The 15,431-nt window shown below is 69.8% G+C and carries 14 protein-coding genes and 1 tRNA gene; all 15 read right to left on the reverse strand.

Annotated elements, in window-relative coordinates:
* Window positions 1-519: 519 nt before the first annotated feature.
* A tRNA-Leu gene (locus AB0J64_RS04685) sits at window positions 520-592 on the reverse strand.
* Between the two features lie 48 nt (window positions 593-640).
* Window positions 641-1,201, reverse strand: a complete 561-nt coding sequence (locus AB0J64_RS04690; RefSeq protein ID WP_364020581.1) for a peptide deformylase — start codon at window positions 1,199-1,201, stop codon at window positions 641-643.
* 64 nt (window positions 1,202-1,265) lie between these two features.
* A complete protein-coding gene (locus AB0J64_RS04695; RefSeq protein WP_345002185.1) occupies window positions 1,266-1,778 on the reverse strand; it encodes an ACT domain-containing protein in 513 nt (170 codons plus the stop codon).
* Window positions 1,779-1,857: 79 nt separating this feature from the next.
* Complete coding sequence (locus AB0J64_RS04700; protein ID WP_364020585.1) at window positions 1,858-3,174, reverse strand: NAD(P)/FAD-dependent oxidoreductase; 1,317 nt, start codon at window positions 3,172-3,174, stop codon at window positions 1,858-1,860.
* Between the two features lie 95 nt (window positions 3,175-3,269).
* Window positions 3,270-4,064 carry a uracil-DNA glycosylase gene (locus tag AB0J64_RS04705; protein WP_364020588.1) on the reverse strand — a complete coding sequence of 265 codons (795 nt, stop codon included), beginning with the start codon at window positions 4,062-4,064 and terminating at the stop codon, window positions 3,270-3,272.
* Window positions 4,065-4,082: 18 nt separating this feature from the next.
* The gene (locus tag AB0J64_RS04710; RefSeq protein WP_364020592.1) at window positions 4,083-4,955 is read right to left on the reverse strand and encodes a hypothetical protein; all 873 of its coding nucleotides are present in this window, start codon (window positions 4,953-4,955) and stop codon (window positions 4,083-4,085) included.
* Window positions 4,952-5,278, reverse strand: a complete 327-nt coding sequence (locus AB0J64_RS04715) for a PadR family transcriptional regulator (RefSeq protein ID WP_364020596.1) — start codon at window positions 5,276-5,278, stop codon at window positions 4,952-4,954. Before AB0J64_RS04715 ends, AB0J64_RS04710 begins: the two co-directional genes overlap by 4 nt.
* A 97-nt stretch (window positions 5,279-5,375) precedes the next feature.
* Window positions 5,376-6,494 carry a hypothetical protein gene (locus tag AB0J64_RS04720; RefSeq protein WP_364020599.1) on the reverse strand — a complete coding sequence of 373 codons (1,119 nt, stop codon included), beginning with the start codon at window positions 6,492-6,494 and terminating at the stop codon, window positions 5,376-5,378.
* Between the two features lie 172 nt (window positions 6,495-6,666).
* Window positions 6,667-7,614 (reverse strand): Ppx/GppA phosphatase family protein, encoded by a 948-nt coding sequence (locus tag AB0J64_RS04725; RefSeq protein WP_364020602.1) that lies wholly within the window; start codon window positions 7,612-7,614, stop codon window positions 6,667-6,669.
* Window positions 7,605-8,093 carry a DUF501 domain-containing protein gene (locus AB0J64_RS04730; RefSeq protein ID WP_364020605.1) on the reverse strand — a complete coding sequence of 163 codons (489 nt, stop codon included), beginning with the start codon at window positions 8,091-8,093 and terminating at the stop codon, window positions 7,605-7,607. The genes AB0J64_RS04725 and AB0J64_RS04730 overlap by 10 nt, the downstream gene beginning before the upstream one ends.
* A complete protein-coding gene (locus AB0J64_RS04735; RefSeq protein WP_364020607.1) occupies window positions 8,083-8,499 on the reverse strand; it encodes a septum formation initiator family protein in 417 nt (138 codons plus the stop codon). Before AB0J64_RS04735 ends, AB0J64_RS04730 begins: the two co-directional genes overlap by 11 nt.
* A 65-nt stretch (window positions 8,500-8,564) precedes the next feature.
* Entirely contained in the window at window positions 8,565-9,842 is a 1,278-nt protein-coding gene (gene eno, locus AB0J64_RS04740) for a phosphopyruvate hydratase (protein ID WP_345002177.1), read from the reverse strand.
* A 447-nt stretch (window positions 9,843-10,289) separates the two neighbouring features.
* Entirely contained in the window at window positions 10,290-11,228 is a 939-nt protein-coding gene (locus tag AB0J64_RS04745; RefSeq protein ID WP_364020611.1) for a MazG family protein, read from the reverse strand.
* 3 nt (window positions 11,229-11,231) lie between these two features.
* The gene (locus AB0J64_RS04750; protein WP_364020614.1) at window positions 11,232-11,831 is read right to left on the reverse strand and encodes a hypothetical protein; all 600 of its coding nucleotides are present in this window, start codon (window positions 11,829-11,831) and stop codon (window positions 11,232-11,234) included.
* A 29-nt stretch (window positions 11,832-11,860) separates the two neighbouring features.
* Entirely contained in the window at window positions 11,861-15,349 is a 3,489-nt protein-coding gene (gene mfd, locus AB0J64_RS04755; RefSeq protein WP_364020617.1) for a transcription-repair coupling factor, read from the reverse strand.
* Window positions 15,350-15,431: the final 82 nt, after the last annotated feature.

The raw sequence follows: 15,431 nt of genomic DNA on the forward strand, positions 1-15,431 counted from the left end.
CGCTGCCTCCTGTGACGCCGAGCCTACGGGGCGCAGCGGCACCTTGGTCAACTGGCGTGTCGATCGATGTTCATTTGGGACTTCGGCAGCGTGGTCAACGAACGGGCCCACCGCCGAGTTCCCAAGGTCATCCGGCCAGTTTCAAGATCATCCAGGCTCCGCGGCGGGCGGACGGCCCCGAGCGCCTTTTACTGTCCGTCCGCACGAAAAGACCGGCAGTAATGCTGTAGTCAAGCATTCACAGAAAGAAACGTCCCGGAGAAGCCGGAAGATGCAGAAAAACCGCGCCCTGTCAATATGGTCAGAGGTGAAAAGCAAACGACGCCCACATGAGCTTACTCGCCCCCTCCAGGAGCGGCTCGACCGGCTCGGCGCCGACGGCGGCATCCCCTGCCACCAGGGGCGTTGCGGCCCTCGAGTGGCCGATTCCATAACGACTCGATATCGGCCGGCGCGAGGCTGTCCGACGATCGCGGTAAACCTCCAGGTCAGGGACCCAAAGGCGGTGAAGACGGCAAGTGCCCCCGGCGGGATTCGAACCCGCACGTCAACCCTTTTAAGGGGTTTGCCTCTGCCATTGGGCTACGGGGGCGCCGCAATCATACGAAAAGACCATCCTTCAGGAGAGCACAACTTCGCATCAAGAGTCACAACTGTGAAGTCTGCGGTGAAGTGATAGAGCTCCAGGCACTCTGTCCAAGATGAGTAGGCCGTCCAGATGGTCCAGTTGGTGCTGAATGCAGCGGGCTTCGAGGGCATCCGCTTCGATGGTGACGGGCTCGCCCGTACCTGGCAAATGCGCATGTACGGTGATGCGGCTCGCGCGGGGGACGTCCGCCGTGAGCCCTGGGATGGACGCGCACCCCTCCCGCCCGGGATCCCAGTGGGAGGCGCTGGCGAGCCGTGGATTGGCCAGGACGAGCTCTCCGGCCCACGAACGGCTTCTGGGGTGCAGGCGGGTGTCAAAGGCGATCAGGCGCCAGCTCAGGCCGATCTGAGGGGCGGCCAGGCCGGGCGTGGAGGTCTCCCGGCGCAGAGTTGCGAGAAGGTCGGCGGCGGCGGCCACGACCTCGGGGGCGGTCGGATCGACCGGCTCGGTCGTCGCGGACAGGAGAGGGTGAGGGGCGCCGAGTATCTCGCGCGGGGTCCCCTTGCGGCCGCCGACCACCGCCCGGAGCGGGCCGCCGCCCCTCCCGCTCACAGGCCCTCCTTCGTCGGTCCTGTGAGCAAACTGCTGCGTCTAATGGTTCGCTCGCTCCGCTCGCTCACAACAGGTCCGGTTCGACGGGGCGGAAGGTTATCTCCGAGTCCAGGCAGGCGCCGACGGCCGCCAGCCTGCGCATGAGCGCCGCCACGTCCACCTCCTTCGGCAGCTCGACGTCGGCGATCAGCACGTACAGGCGGCCGGTGAGCCTGGTGCTCATCCCGGTGATGTTGCCGCCGTCCTCGGCCAGCACGGCGCTGATGGCCGAGATGATCCCCGGCCGGTCGGGCCCGTGCACGGTCAGCACGTAGCCGAGACCGCCTCCCTCCTCGCAGAAGTGACGCTGGGCCTCGATGGCGGACGCGGTCACCACGAGGTCGGGCGCGCACAGACGTTTCAGGAGTTCGGCGGAGTCCAGATCGCCCGACACCAGCAGCATCATCGCCACGTGGCCACCGAGCAACGTCATCGTCGAGTCCTGGATGTTCGCGCCGCAGTCGGCGAGCGAACCGGTGACTGCGGCGATCACGCCGGGCCGGTCGACGCCGAGCACGGTCACCGCTGAGAGCCCCACGCGTGGTACCCCTTCCGCTTGCGACCAGGGGTGCCGAAAACGCCCCGGCGAGGCTCACCGGGGCGCTGCCTTGCGTGGGCTAGCGGCGGGTCGTGGCGACCGCGGCCCTGAAGTCCTCACGCGGGTGCTCCATCTCACCCAGCGAGATCGTCTCCCGCTTGAAGAACAGGGCCAGGGTCCAATCGACGACGACACGTACCTTGCGGTTCAGCGTCGGCACCCGCGACAGATGGTAGGTGCGGTGCATGAACCATGCAGGGAATCCGCGAAGCTTGACTCCATAGACATTGGCGACGCCTTGGTGAAGGCCCAGACCGGCCACCGATCCGACATACTTGTGGCGGTATTCGACCAGTTGCTGTCCGCGCAGGTGACGGACGATGTTGTCGGCCAGCACCTTGGCCTGCCGGACGGCGTGCTGGGCGTTCGGGGCGCAGAACTGGCCGGGGTTCGTCACGTCGGGCACCCCGGCGGCGTCTCCGGCCGCGAAGGCGTCTGAGACGCCGGCGACCGTGAGCATGGCGGTGGCCTTGATCCGGCCGCGCTCGTCGAGCGGCAGGTCGCTGTCGTTCACGACGGGGCTGGGCTTGACGCCGGCCGTCCACACGAGGGTCTCCGCGTCGAACTCCGAGCCGTCCGAGAGGATCACGTGGCCGCCGACGCAGGACTCCAGCCGGGTCTCGAGCTTGACCTCGATGCCGCGCTCGCGCAGCTGCTCCAGCGTCCACTTGCCCATCTCGGGGCCGACCTCGGGCAGCACCCGCTTGGTGGCCTCCACGAGCACCCAGCGGACGTCCGACGGCCTGATGTTGCGGTAGTAGCGCGTCGAGTCCTTCGCCATGTCCTCGAGCTCGGCGAGCGCCTCGACGCCCGCGAAGCCGGCCCCGACCACGACGAACGTGAGCGCCCTGCGCCGCACCTCCGGGTCGTCGGTCGACTCGGCCAGGTCGAGCAGGTGCAGCACGCGGTTGCGGAGCGCGATGGCCTCTCCCACGCTCTTGAAGCCGATGCCGATGTCGGTGAGGCCGGGGATGGGCAGCGTACGCGAGATCGATCCGGCGGCCATCACGATCACGTCGTAGGCCACCTGGCGCGGCTCACCCTCGGCCGGCTTGAACGTGACCGTGCGGTCAGAGTGGTTGATCTTGGTGACCGTGCCGTTGAGGATCTGCACGTCGGGCAGGATCCGCCGCAGCGGCGCCACCACGTGCCTGGGCGAGAGGTTACCCGCGGCCGCCTCAGGCAAGAAGGGCTGATAGGTCATGTAGGACTGGGGGTCGATGATCGTGATGCGTGCCTCGCCGCCGCGCAGCTCCCGATGGAGTTTGCGCTGCAGCCGGAGCGCTGTGTACAGGCCGACGTATCCACCGCCGACGATCAAGATGTGCTTGTTCATCCTGAGGCCCCATCCCTCGTGGAATGCTTGTGAAAGCATTCACAAGCTTACGTCAAGCGCTCTTGATGAATCCAACCCGGGGGTGGTGCAACGCGTCACACAGCCAGTGACCTGGCCTTGGTGAAGACGTCGTCCAGCATCTGGGCGGTGACGCGGCCGGTGAACGTGTTCTGCTGGCTGGGGTGGTAGCAGCCCACCAGCGTGACCGGAGCCCCGGCGTACCGGATCTCGACCTCGGCGCCGTGCCCGAACGGCGGCCTGCTGCGCGGCAGCTCGTAACCGGCGTCCTTGAGCGCGGGCCACACGGCCTGCCAGGCGTACCCGCCGAGCGCCACCACCACCCGCACGTACGGCGCGACGAGCCGCACCTCGCGCGCCATCCACGGGAAGCACGCGGCCTTCTCCGAGGGCGTCGGCTTGTTCGCGGGCGGCGCGCAGCGCACCGACGCCAGCACCCGCGCCCCGATGAGCTCCTGCCCGTCGCCCGCGTGCGTGCTGGTCTCCTGCACGGCCAGCCCGGTGCGGTGCAGCGAGGCGAACAGCCAGTCGCCGCTGCGGTCACCGGTGAAGATGCGCCCGGTCCTGTTGCCCCCGTGGGCGGCCGGGGCCAGCCCGACGATCAGGATCCGCGGCTGCTCGTCACCCCATCCGGGGACCGGACGGCCCCAGTACGTCTGGTCCGCGAACGCGCGCCGCTTCACGTCGGCGACCTGCTCGCGCCATTCCACCAGGCGGGGGCAGGCACGGCAGACCGACTGGCAGGCCGTGAGCTCCGCGAGGGTGCCGCTGGTGGCGGCGAGGCGGCGCACGTCCGCGGGGTCGAGCGCGACCGGGGTGTCAGCGGTCGCCGGATCCTCGGGCCAGCCGGTGCCAGGAGGTACGAAGCTCATGACACCGATGGTGCCCGATCACTTGGTGGGCTTCGGACTGGGCGTGGCGGTCGGGCAGGTCGGCCTCGGCTCCGGAGCGGTCTGCGGATCCTCCGTGCCGTCTTTGACCAGCGGCAGCGGGTAGCGGTTGAGAATGGGCTCGCCGCACGACCGGTCCACCGTGTAGCCGTAGTCCTCGGGGCTGGTGGTCAGCGGCTTGCCGTCCTGGTCGTAGAGGTAGACGTCGCTCAGCGGGGTGCCGTCCTTGGCGTACGGCTTGATGTTGTAGACGTCCCCGCTGGACGACGCCGGGTCCACCCACACCGCCTGCGGCGGCGGCGCCATGGCGACGGACGCCTGGTGCTCGTCGTACGAGGCGGCCGAGACCATCCCGGCGAACAGCGTCAGCGCCGCCACCAGGTTGAGCGCCGCCATGAGACCCGTGCCCAGCCGTCCCCTGCGCCGCCTGCCGAGCCAGACCGAGACCCACACGCCCGCCGCGGCCAGGGCCCAGCCGGCGATGTTGGGCGGGACGAGCCCGCCTTGGCCTGTCGCCGCCAGCAGCAGCATGGCCAGCAGGTAGCCGCGCAGCACCCACCAACCGGGGCGCAGCTCCGGCAGGAAGCCCACGAAGCTCCGGTACGGCCCCTGGCCCATCAGCCTGGTGTGCGCGCCCAGCACCCACGCCCGAGGGTCTGGACGGCGCTTACGGCGGCTCTGAGGCCGGTCTCCGTACGCGGCCGCCAGCTCCTCCGCGTAGACCTCCGGCGGCCCGAGCCGGTGCTCCAGCGGCAGATCCGACTCCGCCGCGATCTCGGCCAGGTGGTCGTCGAGGTCTTCGAGCAGCTCCTCCCGCTCGGGATGGTCGGCGAGGGCATCCCGTACGGCCTGCGCGTACTGGTCGGGGGTCATGCGTGTCCCTCCTTGAGCAGGGATGCCATGGTGGCCGAGAAAGAGGCCCAGGTCTTGGCGGACTCGGCGTACATGGCCCTGCCCACCTCGTTGAGCCCGTAGTACTTGCGGTGCGGCCCCTCGTCGGAGGCCACCACGTACGACGTCAGCGCCCCAGCCTTGAACAGGCGCCGCAGCGTGCCGTAGACCGAGGCGTCGCCCACCTCTTCCAGGCCCGCCTCTCTGAGCCGGCGCACCACGTCGTACCCGTATCCGTCGCGCTCGTTGAGCACGGCGAGCACGGCGAGGTCGAGCACGCCCTTGAGAAGCTGGCTGTGATCCACGGTTAGAACACTACTGTGCAAAGCGAAGTAGTGGCAACAAGAAACCGGGCGGCGCCCGAAGGTGCCGCCCGGTTCTCAGTCAGTCACTCGACCTCGGTCACGCCGCGTTGGAGCTGGTGGGCGTGGGAGTCGCGGTCGGGGTCGGGGTCGGGGTCGGCGTCGAGCACGGCCCGTAGGACTTGGTGATCGTCGCGCTGTTGTCCGGACCCGTGATCGACAGCGTCACGGTGCCGCCCTTGGCGTCGTCGCCGGTCAGTGCCTTGGAGAACGAGTCGACGCTCTTCGTGCCACCGTTCCAGTCGAAGTACTCGGCGCCGCTGGAGACCGCCTTGCCGTTCAGCGACCAGGTCCAGGAGACGCGGGCGCGACCGGTCGAGGTGATGGTGCCCAGAGCGTTGAGCGTGCAGGACTGGGTGGTCGACACCGAGGCGGAGGCCGAGACCCTGGCGTCCGGAGCCTCATCCCGGCACCAGACCCGGTAGTAGGCCCGGTTGGAGGAGGTGCCGTCGGGGCTCAGGACCTCCAGCTGCGCCCAGCCGCGCTGGCTGTGACGCGGGGAGATGCCCAGGTACACCTTGCGGGAGTCGCGAACCCTGACCGTGCCGTAGTCGGCCACGTCACCGTTGAGGATCCAGCGGTAACGGACCCACGCCGGGGAGTCGGAGTGGATCAGACCGACGAAGTCGATCTTGTCGCCGGGGGTGCAGGGGCCGGTGTACGAGTCGGGGCTGGCCCACGCGCGCGCCGACACCTTCGGGTCGAGGTGCGAGCGCACTTCCTTCGGCTCCTGGCAGGAGACGGAGAAGTAGCCCTTGCCGGAGGTGACCTTGCGCGGACCGAGGACCTGGACGGCCTCCCAGCCCCTGACGTCCTCGTCGAAGGTGACGGACTGCCTGACCGTCACCGACTTGGTGCCCTTGCCCTTGAGCGTGATCGACTTGATCTTGCCCTTGGACCCGTCACCGTGGAGCCAGCGGTAGGCCACCTTGGTCTTGCCCTTGACCGTGACCTTGATCCTGGCCGCGAAGTTGACCGTGACCGGGCAGGATCCTTCGTAGTTCCGGTCCGACGCGTAAGGCGTCGCCACCGAGACCTTGGGCTTGGCCTTGGTCGCCGCCTGGGCGGGGCTGGCGACCAGACCCGCGGCCATGGCGGCCAGCACCGCGGCGGACGCGCCCAGCGCCGCCACCCGACGTGCTAACCCAACAGACTTCATGTGAGAGTGCTCCATTCCGTGAGGGAAGGTACGCGCTCGGGAACGGTCGCCACGCTGTCACCTTTCGTGCACAGCTATATGGCAAAGCCCCCGTAATGCCTCTTTACCTAATCACAATACTGATTGCACACTCAACTCATGACATGTACCGGAAATGTCCGGATTTCTTCAGCTATCGGGCGATTGTCCATGCAATGCCGTCGAGGATGTCGTGTTCGCTAACCACGACCTGGGAAAACGCGAAACGTCGTACGATCCGGTCAAGTATTAGCGCCCCCGCGCCAATCACATCGACTCTTCCCGGATGCATGACCCCTACCTCGGCACGCTCACCATGGGTCATCGCGAGAAGTCGCCGCGTCACCCCGTGAACCTCTTCGGCGGAAATCCGGGAGTGGTGAATCCGCTCCGAATCGTAAGCGGGCAGGCCGAGCGCCATACCGGCGACCGTCGTCACCGATCCCGCCAGGCCGACCAGCGTGCGGGCCTCACGGACGGGCACCTCCGCCTCGACCCGGTCGAGCGCCGCCTCGATGTCGGCCACCACGGCCTCCAGGGCGAGCGCGGAAGGCGGGTCCCCGGCGTCCTTGAGGTGCCGCTCGGTCAGGCGTACGCAGCCGATGTCCACCGACAGCGCCGCCTCGGCGTGCTCCGAGCCGACCACGAACTCGGTGGACCCGCCCCCGATGTCCACCACCAGGTAAGGGGGCATCGGCCCCTGCGGCAGCTCGGTCTCCGGCGACAGCCGGATCAGCCCCTTGGTCGCGCCGGCGAACGAGAGCTCGGCCTCCTCGGCGCCCGACACCACCTCCGGCTCCACCCCGAAGATCTCGCGGACCCCGTCCACGAACTCCTGCCGGTTGTCCGCGTCCCTGGTCGCGCTCGTGGCCACCACGCGGGTCCGGGTGGCGCCGTGCCGGTCGATCAGCTCGCGGTAGGCGCGCATGGCCTTGAACGTGCGGTCCAGGGCGTCGGGGGCCAGCCTGCCGGTCCTGTCGACGCCCTGGCCGAGGCGCACGATCTCCATGCGCCGCTCGATGTCGTCGATGAGGTCGTCGCCCACGTCGGCGACGAGCAGGCGTACGGAGTTGGTGCCGCAGTCGACGGCGGCTACACGCATGGTCCGTCACTCCACCAATCGGGAAGCGCCTCGAGCGCCTCCCTGCCGAAGGGGTTCGCTCCAGGCACCGCCAGCTCGTGCGCGACGAGCGCGTGCAGGCACTTGACCCGCAGCGGCATGCCGCCGGTGCTCTGCATGTCGCGCGGCAGCGGCTCGAGCCCCTGCTCCTGCGCGGCCTCGTCGCGCCTGGCGACGTAGTCGTCGTGCGCCGCCCGGTACTCGGCGGCCAGCTCGGGATCGGTGGCCAGCCTGGCCTGCATCTCCCGCATCAGTCCCGAGCCTTCGAGCGTGCCGATGGCCGAGGCCGCCTTGGGACAGGTCAGGTAGTAGAGGGTCGGGAACGGCGAGCCGTCGGGCAGCCGCGGCGCGGTCTCCACCACGTCGGGGTTGCCGCACGGGCAGCGGTGCGCCACCTCGCGCAACCCTCTGGGCGGCCGCCCGAGCTGCTGTCGTACTGCCTCGACGTCCTTACTGTCCAACGCTTTCCTTCCCTGTCACGGCCCGCCGCCCCGTGCCCTGGTCGGCGGCCTCCACCGACTCCCAGAGCGTCTGGTACCACGGTGGCGCGGCCGGTTGCTGCTGCACGGCCGTCTGCTGCTTGGGCTGCTGGCGCTCCATCACCACGAAGCACTTCTCCCCGGGCCCGCAGTAGAACAGCCGTTCCTTGGCCGTCTTCTTGATCCAGTTGGGATCGTTGGTCTGCCGGTCGCGCTCGAGCAGCGCCTGCTTCTCCGCCTCGACCCTGGCCTTCTCCGCCCGGAGCTCGGCGATGCTGCGGCGCAGGCTGATGTACTCGCGGACGGGGTAGGCCAGGCTCATCGCGATCGCGCACACCACGATGGCCAGGATGGCGGCCCGCCCGGTCAACTGCGGCCTCTTCGCCACTTGCACCCCCTACAAGTACGGGGGCCCGCGGGTGGATCAGGATGCCGCGAGCCCGGTACTCGAAACTAGCGCCGGAAACGCGGGAACGCGGCACGACCCGCGTAGCGGGCGGCGTCGTCCAGGAGCTCCTCGATGCGCAGCAGCTGGTTGTACTTCGCCACGCGGTCGGAGCGGGCCGGGGCCCCGGTCTTGATCTGGCCGCAGTTGACCGCCACCGCCAGGTCGGCGATCGTCGTGTCCTCGGTCTCGCCGGAGCGGTGGCTCATCATGCAGCGGTAGCCGCTGCGGTGGGCCAGGTCCACGGCGTCGAGCGTCTCCGACAGCGTGCCGATCTGGTTGACCTTGACCAGCAGGGCGTTGGCGGTGCCCTCGTTGATGCCGCGCTCGAGCCGCTCCGGGTTGGTGACGAACAGGTCGTCGCCGACGAGCTGCACCTTGTCGCCGAGGGCCTCGGTGATGGCCTTCCAGCCCGCCCAGTCCTCCTCGTCGAGCGGGTCCTCGATGGAGACCAGCGGGTAGTTGGCGACCAGGTCCTCGTAGAAGGCGATCAGCTCCTGCGCCGACAGACCCTTGCCGTCGATCGTGTAGACGCCGTCCTTGTGGAACTCGGAGGCGGCCACGTCGAGCGCCAGCGCGACGTCGTCGCCGGGCACGTAGCCGGCCCGCTCGATGGCGACGAGGATGAGGTCGAGCGCGTCGCGGTTGGACGGCAGGTTGGGCGCGAAACCGCCCTCGTCGCCCAGACCCGTGGCGTAGCCCTTCTCCTTGAGCACGCTCTTGAGCGCGTGGTAGACCTCGGTGCCCATGCGCACGGCCTCGCGGAACGACTCCGCCCCGATCGGCGCGATCATGAACTCCTGGATGTCGACGTTGGTGTCGGCGTGGGCGCCACCGTTGAGGATGTTCATCATCGGCACGGGCAGCACGTGGGCGTTGGGCCCGCCGACGTAGCGGAAGAGCGGCAGGTCGGCGCTGTCGGCGGCGGCCTTCGCGACGGCCAGCGACACACCGAGGATGGCGTTGGCGCCGAGCTTGGCCTTGTTGGGCGTGCGGTCCAGGTCGATCATGATCTGGTCGATGATGCGCTGGTCCTCGGCCTCGACGCCGTTGATCTCCTCGAAGATCTCGTCGGTCACGGCCAGGACGGCCTTCTCCACGCCCTTGCCGCCGTAGCGCTTGCCGCCGTCACGCAGCTCGACCGCCTCGAACTGGCCGGTGGACGCCCCGCTCGGCACGGCCGCGCGGCCGGTGCTGCCGTCGTCGAGCACGACCTCGACCTCGACCGTGGGGTTGCCTCGGGAGTCGAGGATCTCGCGGGCGTATACGACCTCGATGGTAGCCACGGGATGCGCTCCTAAATCGGAAAGGCAATATGCCATCAGAGCCTATCGGTACGTCCGTACGCCACACCGCACGGTCACGCCCGTGCCCCGGTGGACCTTCCGGCCGCCCAGGATGCGCCAGACACTACGCGCCCGCCTGCGGCGATGCGGCGCTTCTCGGGCCGATGGCGGCATCGAGCACTCGGCGGCGGCACCACGCGTCCGACGCGCGGCGCCAAACCATCGGCCACGGCGCGCCCACGACAGCGGCGCACTCAGCCCCACGCTCTCATGGTCATGCCCTCAGCCGGGCGGCGAGGCAAGCAGCGCGACGGGCGCAGCGCACCCCGGGAGGGCACAGCGCAGCCGAGCGGGCGCGGGGTGGCACGGCGCGACCGAGCCAGGGCAGCGCGGCCGAGCGAGGCGCGGCGCGGCCGAGCGAGGCGCGGTGCCGTGACCCGGCGTGCGTCAGGCGGATTCCCAGGAGTGGACGCGGTCCCGGTACGCGCGGGCCGCGGCCCGGAGCTCGGCCTCGGCGTCCAGGCCGGCGTCCGCGGCGCGGCGGACCAGGTCGAAGAGCTCGCGCGCCACACCCTGCCCCACGGCGGCCGCCAGCGAGTCGGGCGCGCCGGCGCGGGAGGCGCGGCGCAGGAGCTGGGCGGCCAGCGACAGCGCGGGCTGGCCCATGGGCACGCCGTCGAGCACGGACTCGCGCCCCTTGGCCGCCCGCTCGGCCGCCTTGATCGCCTCCCAGTTGTCGTTGACCTCGTCGGCGCTCTCCGCCCGCACGGAGCCGAAGACGTGGGGATGGCGGCGTACGAGCTTCTCCACGATCCCGGCCGCCACGTCGTCCATGTCGAAAGCTTCGGCCACCCGCGCGTGGAAGACCACCTGCAGCAGCAGATCGCCCAGCTCCTCGCGGAGCGCCGCATAGTCGCCGTGCTCGATGGTCTCCAGCACTTCGTAGGCCTCTTCGAGCAGGTACGGCACCAGCGACTCGTGCGTCTGCTTACGGTCCCACGGGCACTCGGTGCGCAGCCGGTCCATCACCGCCACCAGGTCGAGCACCCGCGCCCCCGGCAGGTCGTACGAGCCCGGCACGACCTCGACCAGCGGCGGCTCCTCGAGCGCGATCGCGGCGTGCCCCACCGCGCGCATGAAGTCCTCGGAGTCCTTCTCGGACATCGACGCCAGCCACACGACGGTCTCACCGACCGCCCGCGCCGCCAGCCCCCGCGGGTCGGGCTCCACGACCTCGACCGCGACCCCCGCCTCCTCCAGGTACGGGAGCTGCGGATGCGCAGCCGAGCCGGTCAGCACCGGCCCGGAGCGCAGCGCCTGCCAGGCCTGGTGGCTCAGCAGGCCCGGCGCGACCCTGGGCGAGGTGGTGACGACGATCAGCGGCACGACTCAGCCCTGCTGCTGCTGCTGCGCCTGCTGGGAAGCGGCCTTGCCGAACCGGCCCGCGTCGACGAACAGCGCGGGGTTCTCCTGCGACGGCTGCGCGTTGACCACGCCGAAGCGGGGGCTGAACGTCGTCTTGATCGTGGCGAACTCCTTGCGCAGCTGGTCCGTGCCGCCCTGGCCGGCCGACTGCTGCAGCTTGGCCATGCCGACGGCCGTGCGTGCGTACTCGCGGGCGTAGGTCGGCGCGACACCCAGGGCCAGCAGGTTGATCTCGGGGTTCTGGTACTGGCCCGGGTCCTGGAGCTTGGCGTCGATCTCCTTGTCGGTCACCTGCACATTGCGGCGGGCCATGAACTGCCTGGCCGCGCTGATGTCGGCCAGCCGCTGCAGCACGTACTGGGTGACCGGCACGCCGAGCGCCGTCTCGTCCAGGTTGTTCCTCTTCAACGCGGCCTTGTACGACTCCGCGTCCGCGGTGAGCTGGCTCGTCGAGATGCGCTCGCTCCCCACCACGGCCGCGGCCCCGGCCTGCATGGGAGAGGAGCAGGCGGTCAGGGCGATGCCCACCGCCGCGGCGGCCACAGCCACTCGTATCGACTTCACGTGCGTCCCTTTCCGACCGAAAACCGCCGCTAGCTTACCCGCGCTGGCTCGAGGAACATCGCCTCGACCAGGTCACCGCACCATTTGAGCAGGTCAAGATCGCGTAGTGGCTGCCCCCCGAGCGGCTTGGTCTTGGGGACGGGCACCAGCAGCGTCTCGGCCGCCTGCTTGTATATCGCCTTCTTGTAGAGCCGGTCGAGCCGGACCTGCTGCGACTCCCTCAGCCTGGCGGGACCAAATTTGATGTTCTGTCCCTGCAGCGTGACGTCCGTGAGCCCGGCCTGGCGCGCCTTGATCCGGAACCTGGCCACCTCCAGGAGGTTCTCCACCTCCGCGGGCGGCTTGCCGTAGCGGTCGGTGAGCTCGTCGCGCACCTCGTCGATGTCGGCGGGGGTGGCGATGGCCGCCATCCGCTTGTACGCCTCCAGCCGCAGCCGCTCGGAGGTCACGTAGTCGTGCGGGATGTGGGCGTTGATCGGCAGCTCGACCTTGACGTCGGGCTGCTCCTCGTGCGCCTCGCCGCCGTCCAGCTTGGCCTTCTGCTCCTGCACTGCCTCGGCCATCAGCCGCACGTACAGGTCGAAGCCGACGCCCGCGATGAACCCGGACTGCTCGGCGCCCAGCACGTTGCCGGCGCCGCGGATCTCCAGGTCCTTCATCGCGACGTACATGCCCGCGCCCATCTCGGTGTGCTGCGAGATCGTGGCCAGCCGCTCGTGGGCGGTCTCGGTCAGCGGCTTCTCCGGCGGGTAGAGGAAGTACGCGTACCCGCGCTCCCTGCCCCGCCCGACGCGCCCGCGGAGCTGGTGGAGCTGCGAAAGGCCGTAGTTGTCGGCCCGGTCCACGATCAGCGTGTTGGCGTTGGGCACATCGAGCCCGGACTCGACGATCGTGGTGGAAACCAGCAGGTCGTACTCCCGCTCCCAGAAGCCCACCATGATCTTCTCGAGCTGGTGCTCGTTCATCTGCCCGTGCGCCACCGCGATGCGCGCCTCGGGCACCAGCTCGCGCAGCCGCGCGGCCACACGGTTGATCGAGGCCACCCGGTTGTGCACGAAGAAGATCTGCCCGTCGCGCATCAGCTCGCGCCTGATCGCGGCCCCGATCTGCTTCTCCTCGTACGGCCCCACGAACGTGAGGATCGGATGCCGCTCCTCGGGCGGCGTGAGGATCGTGGACATCTCGCGGATGCCGGTCAGGCCCATCTCCAGCGTGCGCGGGATCGGCGTGGCCGACATGGCCAGCACGTCGACCTGCGTACGCAGGTGCTTCATCGCCTCTTTGTGCTCGACGCCGAACCGCTGCTCCTCGTCGATGATGATCAGCCCGAGGTCCTTGAACCTGACCTCGGGGCTGAGCAGCCGGTGCGTGCCGATCACCACGTCGACCGCGCCCGACCTGAGCCCTTCGAGCGTGCCCTTGACCTCGCCGTCGGTCTGGAAGCGGGAGACCGGCTTGAGCGAGACGGGGAAGCTGGAGAAGCGCTCGGTGAACGTCGACATGTGCTGCTGCACCAGCAGCGTCGTCGGCACCAGCACGGCCACCTGCTTGCCGTCCTGCACCGCCTTGAACGCCGCCCGCACCGCGATCTCGGTCTTGCCGTAGCCGACGTCGCCGCAGATCAGCCGGTCCATCGGGATGCCGCGCTCCATGTCGCGCTTGACCTCGTCGATGGCCTCGAGCTGGTCGCCGGTCTCGGCGTACGGGAAGGCGTCCTCCATCTCGCGCTGCCACGGCGTGTCCGCCCCGAAGGCGTGGCCCGGCGAGGCCATGCGGGCGGAGTAGAGCCTGATCAGCTCCCCCGCGATCTCCTTGACCGCCTTCTTCGCCCTGGACTTGGCCTTGGCCCAGTCGGCGCCGCCCATGCGGTTGAGTGTGGGCGCCTCGCCGCCGACGTAGCGGGTGACCTCGTCGAGCTGGTCGGTCGGCACGTAGAGCCGGTCGCCCTTGGCGTACTCGATGACCAGGTATTCGCGGGTGGCGCCCTGGACCGTGCGCTGCACCATCTCGACGTAGCGGCCCACGCCGTGCTGCTCGTGCACCACGTGGTCGCCGACCTTGAGCTGGAGCGGGTCGACCATGTTGCGGCGGCGCGAGGGCAGACGCCGCATGTCCTTGGTGGACGCCTTCTGTCCGACCAGGTCGAGATGGGTGAGCACGGCCAGGCTGGGGGTGATGAAGCCGTGCTCGATGAGCCCCGTCGAGACGTGGACGACCTTGGGCTCGGGCGCCTCGCCCAGGAACTGCTGGAGCCTGGCGGGCACGTCGACGCCCTTGAGCAGCTCCACCATGCGCTCGGCGGGCCCGTGGCCCTCGCTGAGCAGCACGACGGCCTTGTCCTCGGCCAGCCAGCCCTTGATGTCGGCCAGCGCCTTGGCGGTGTCGCCCCGGTAAGCCTCGGAGTCCTGGGCGTCGAGCTCGACCCCGCCGCCGAACGGCGCCATGGTCCACCACGGCTGGCCCAGCACGTCGGCGTGGTCGCGGACGTCCTCCAGGGTGCGGAACGCCGCCGCGCCCAGGTCGATGGGCGCCTCGCCGCCGGCCGCCGCGTTGATCCAGGAGGCCTCCAGGAACTCCTGCGAGGTGCGTACGAGCTCCTCCGCCCGGCCCCTGATCCGCTCGGGGTCGCACACGAACACCGCGGACCGCACCGGCAGGTGGTCGAGCAGCAGGTCCATCTCCCCTGACAGCACGGGCGCGAACGCCTCCATGCCCTCGACCGGCGTGCCCTCGGCGAGCTGGTCGAGCACCTCGGCCAGCGGCGGGTACTGCTCGGCCAGCTCCCGCGCCCGGGCCCTGACCTCGTCGGTCAGCAGCAGCTCACGGCACGGCGGCGCGAACAGCCCGCCTTCGGCCGCCTCGAGCGAGCGCTGGTCGGCCACCTTGAACCAGCGGATCTCCTCGACCGTGTCGCCCCAGAACTCCAGCCGCAGCGGGTGCTCCTCGGTCGGCGGGAACACGTCGAGCAGCCCGCCGCGCACGGCCACCTCGCCGCGCTTCTCCACCATGTCGACCCGATGGTAACCGTTGCTCACCAGGCGGTCGACCACGTCCTCGAGGTCGGCGTCGTCGCCGGCCCGCAACCGGATCGGCTCGAGATCGCCGAGCCCCTTCACGATCGGCTGCAGCAGCGCCCTGACCGGCGCCACGATCACGCTGAGCGGCCCGGCCGCGGTGTCGCCCTTGATCGGGTGCGCCAGCCGCCTCAGGACCGCCAGCCGCTGCCCCACGGTGTCGCTGCGCGGCGAGAGCCGCTCGTGCGGCAATGTCTCCCATGCCGGGAACACCGCCACAGAGTTGGGCTCGATGAGGCTGGTCAGAGCCGCGGCGAGGTCTTCCGCCTCACGCCCCGTGGCGGTGACCGCGAGCACGGTCCGCTGGTCGTGCGTGGCCAGCGCGGCCACGCCGAACGGCCGCAGCGCGGACGGCGCGACCAGCGCGACATCGCCGCCCTCTTCGAGAGCGGCGGTCAACTTCGGGTCGGCGCGAACAAGGTCAAGTAGCCCGGAAAGACTCATCAGATACGCCCACAGCCCCACGACGGCAACACGACTACCCCCGGCCGAGTCAGGTCGCGGGGGTCCTCCCCCAGGGTACTCG

Source organism: Nonomuraea sp. NPDC049695 (assembly GCF_040674955.1).
GTDB classification, from domain to species: Bacteria; Actinomycetota; Actinomycetes; order Streptosporangiales; family Streptosporangiaceae; genus Nonomuraea; species Nonomuraea helvata.

Bases quoted from the DNA above. Each gene is read 5' to 3' on its own strand.
- AB0J64_RS04720 (WP_364020599.1), bottom strand. From the start codon at position 6,494: ATGAAGTCTGTTGGGTTAGCACGTCGGGTGGCGGCGCTGGGCGCGTCC.
- AB0J64_RS04705 (WP_364020588.1), bottom strand. From the start codon at position 4,064: ATGAGCTTCGTACCTCCTGGCACCGGCTGGCCCGAGGATCCGGCGACC.
- AB0J64_RS04710 (WP_364020592.1), bottom strand. From the start codon at position 4,955: ATGACCCCCGACCAGTACGCGCAGGCCGTACGGGATGCCCTCGCCGAC.
- AB0J64_RS04725 (WP_364020602.1), bottom strand. From the start codon at position 7,614: ATGCGTGTAGCCGCCGTCGACTGCGGCACCAACTCCGTACGCCTGCTC.
- AB0J64_RS04700 (WP_364020585.1), bottom strand. From the start codon at position 3,174: ATGAACAAGCACATCTTGATCGTCGGCGGTGGATACGTCGGCCTGTAC.
- mfd (WP_364020617.1), bottom strand. From the start codon at position 15,349: ATGAGTCTTTCCGGGCTACTTGACCTTGTTCGCGCCGACCCGAAGTTG.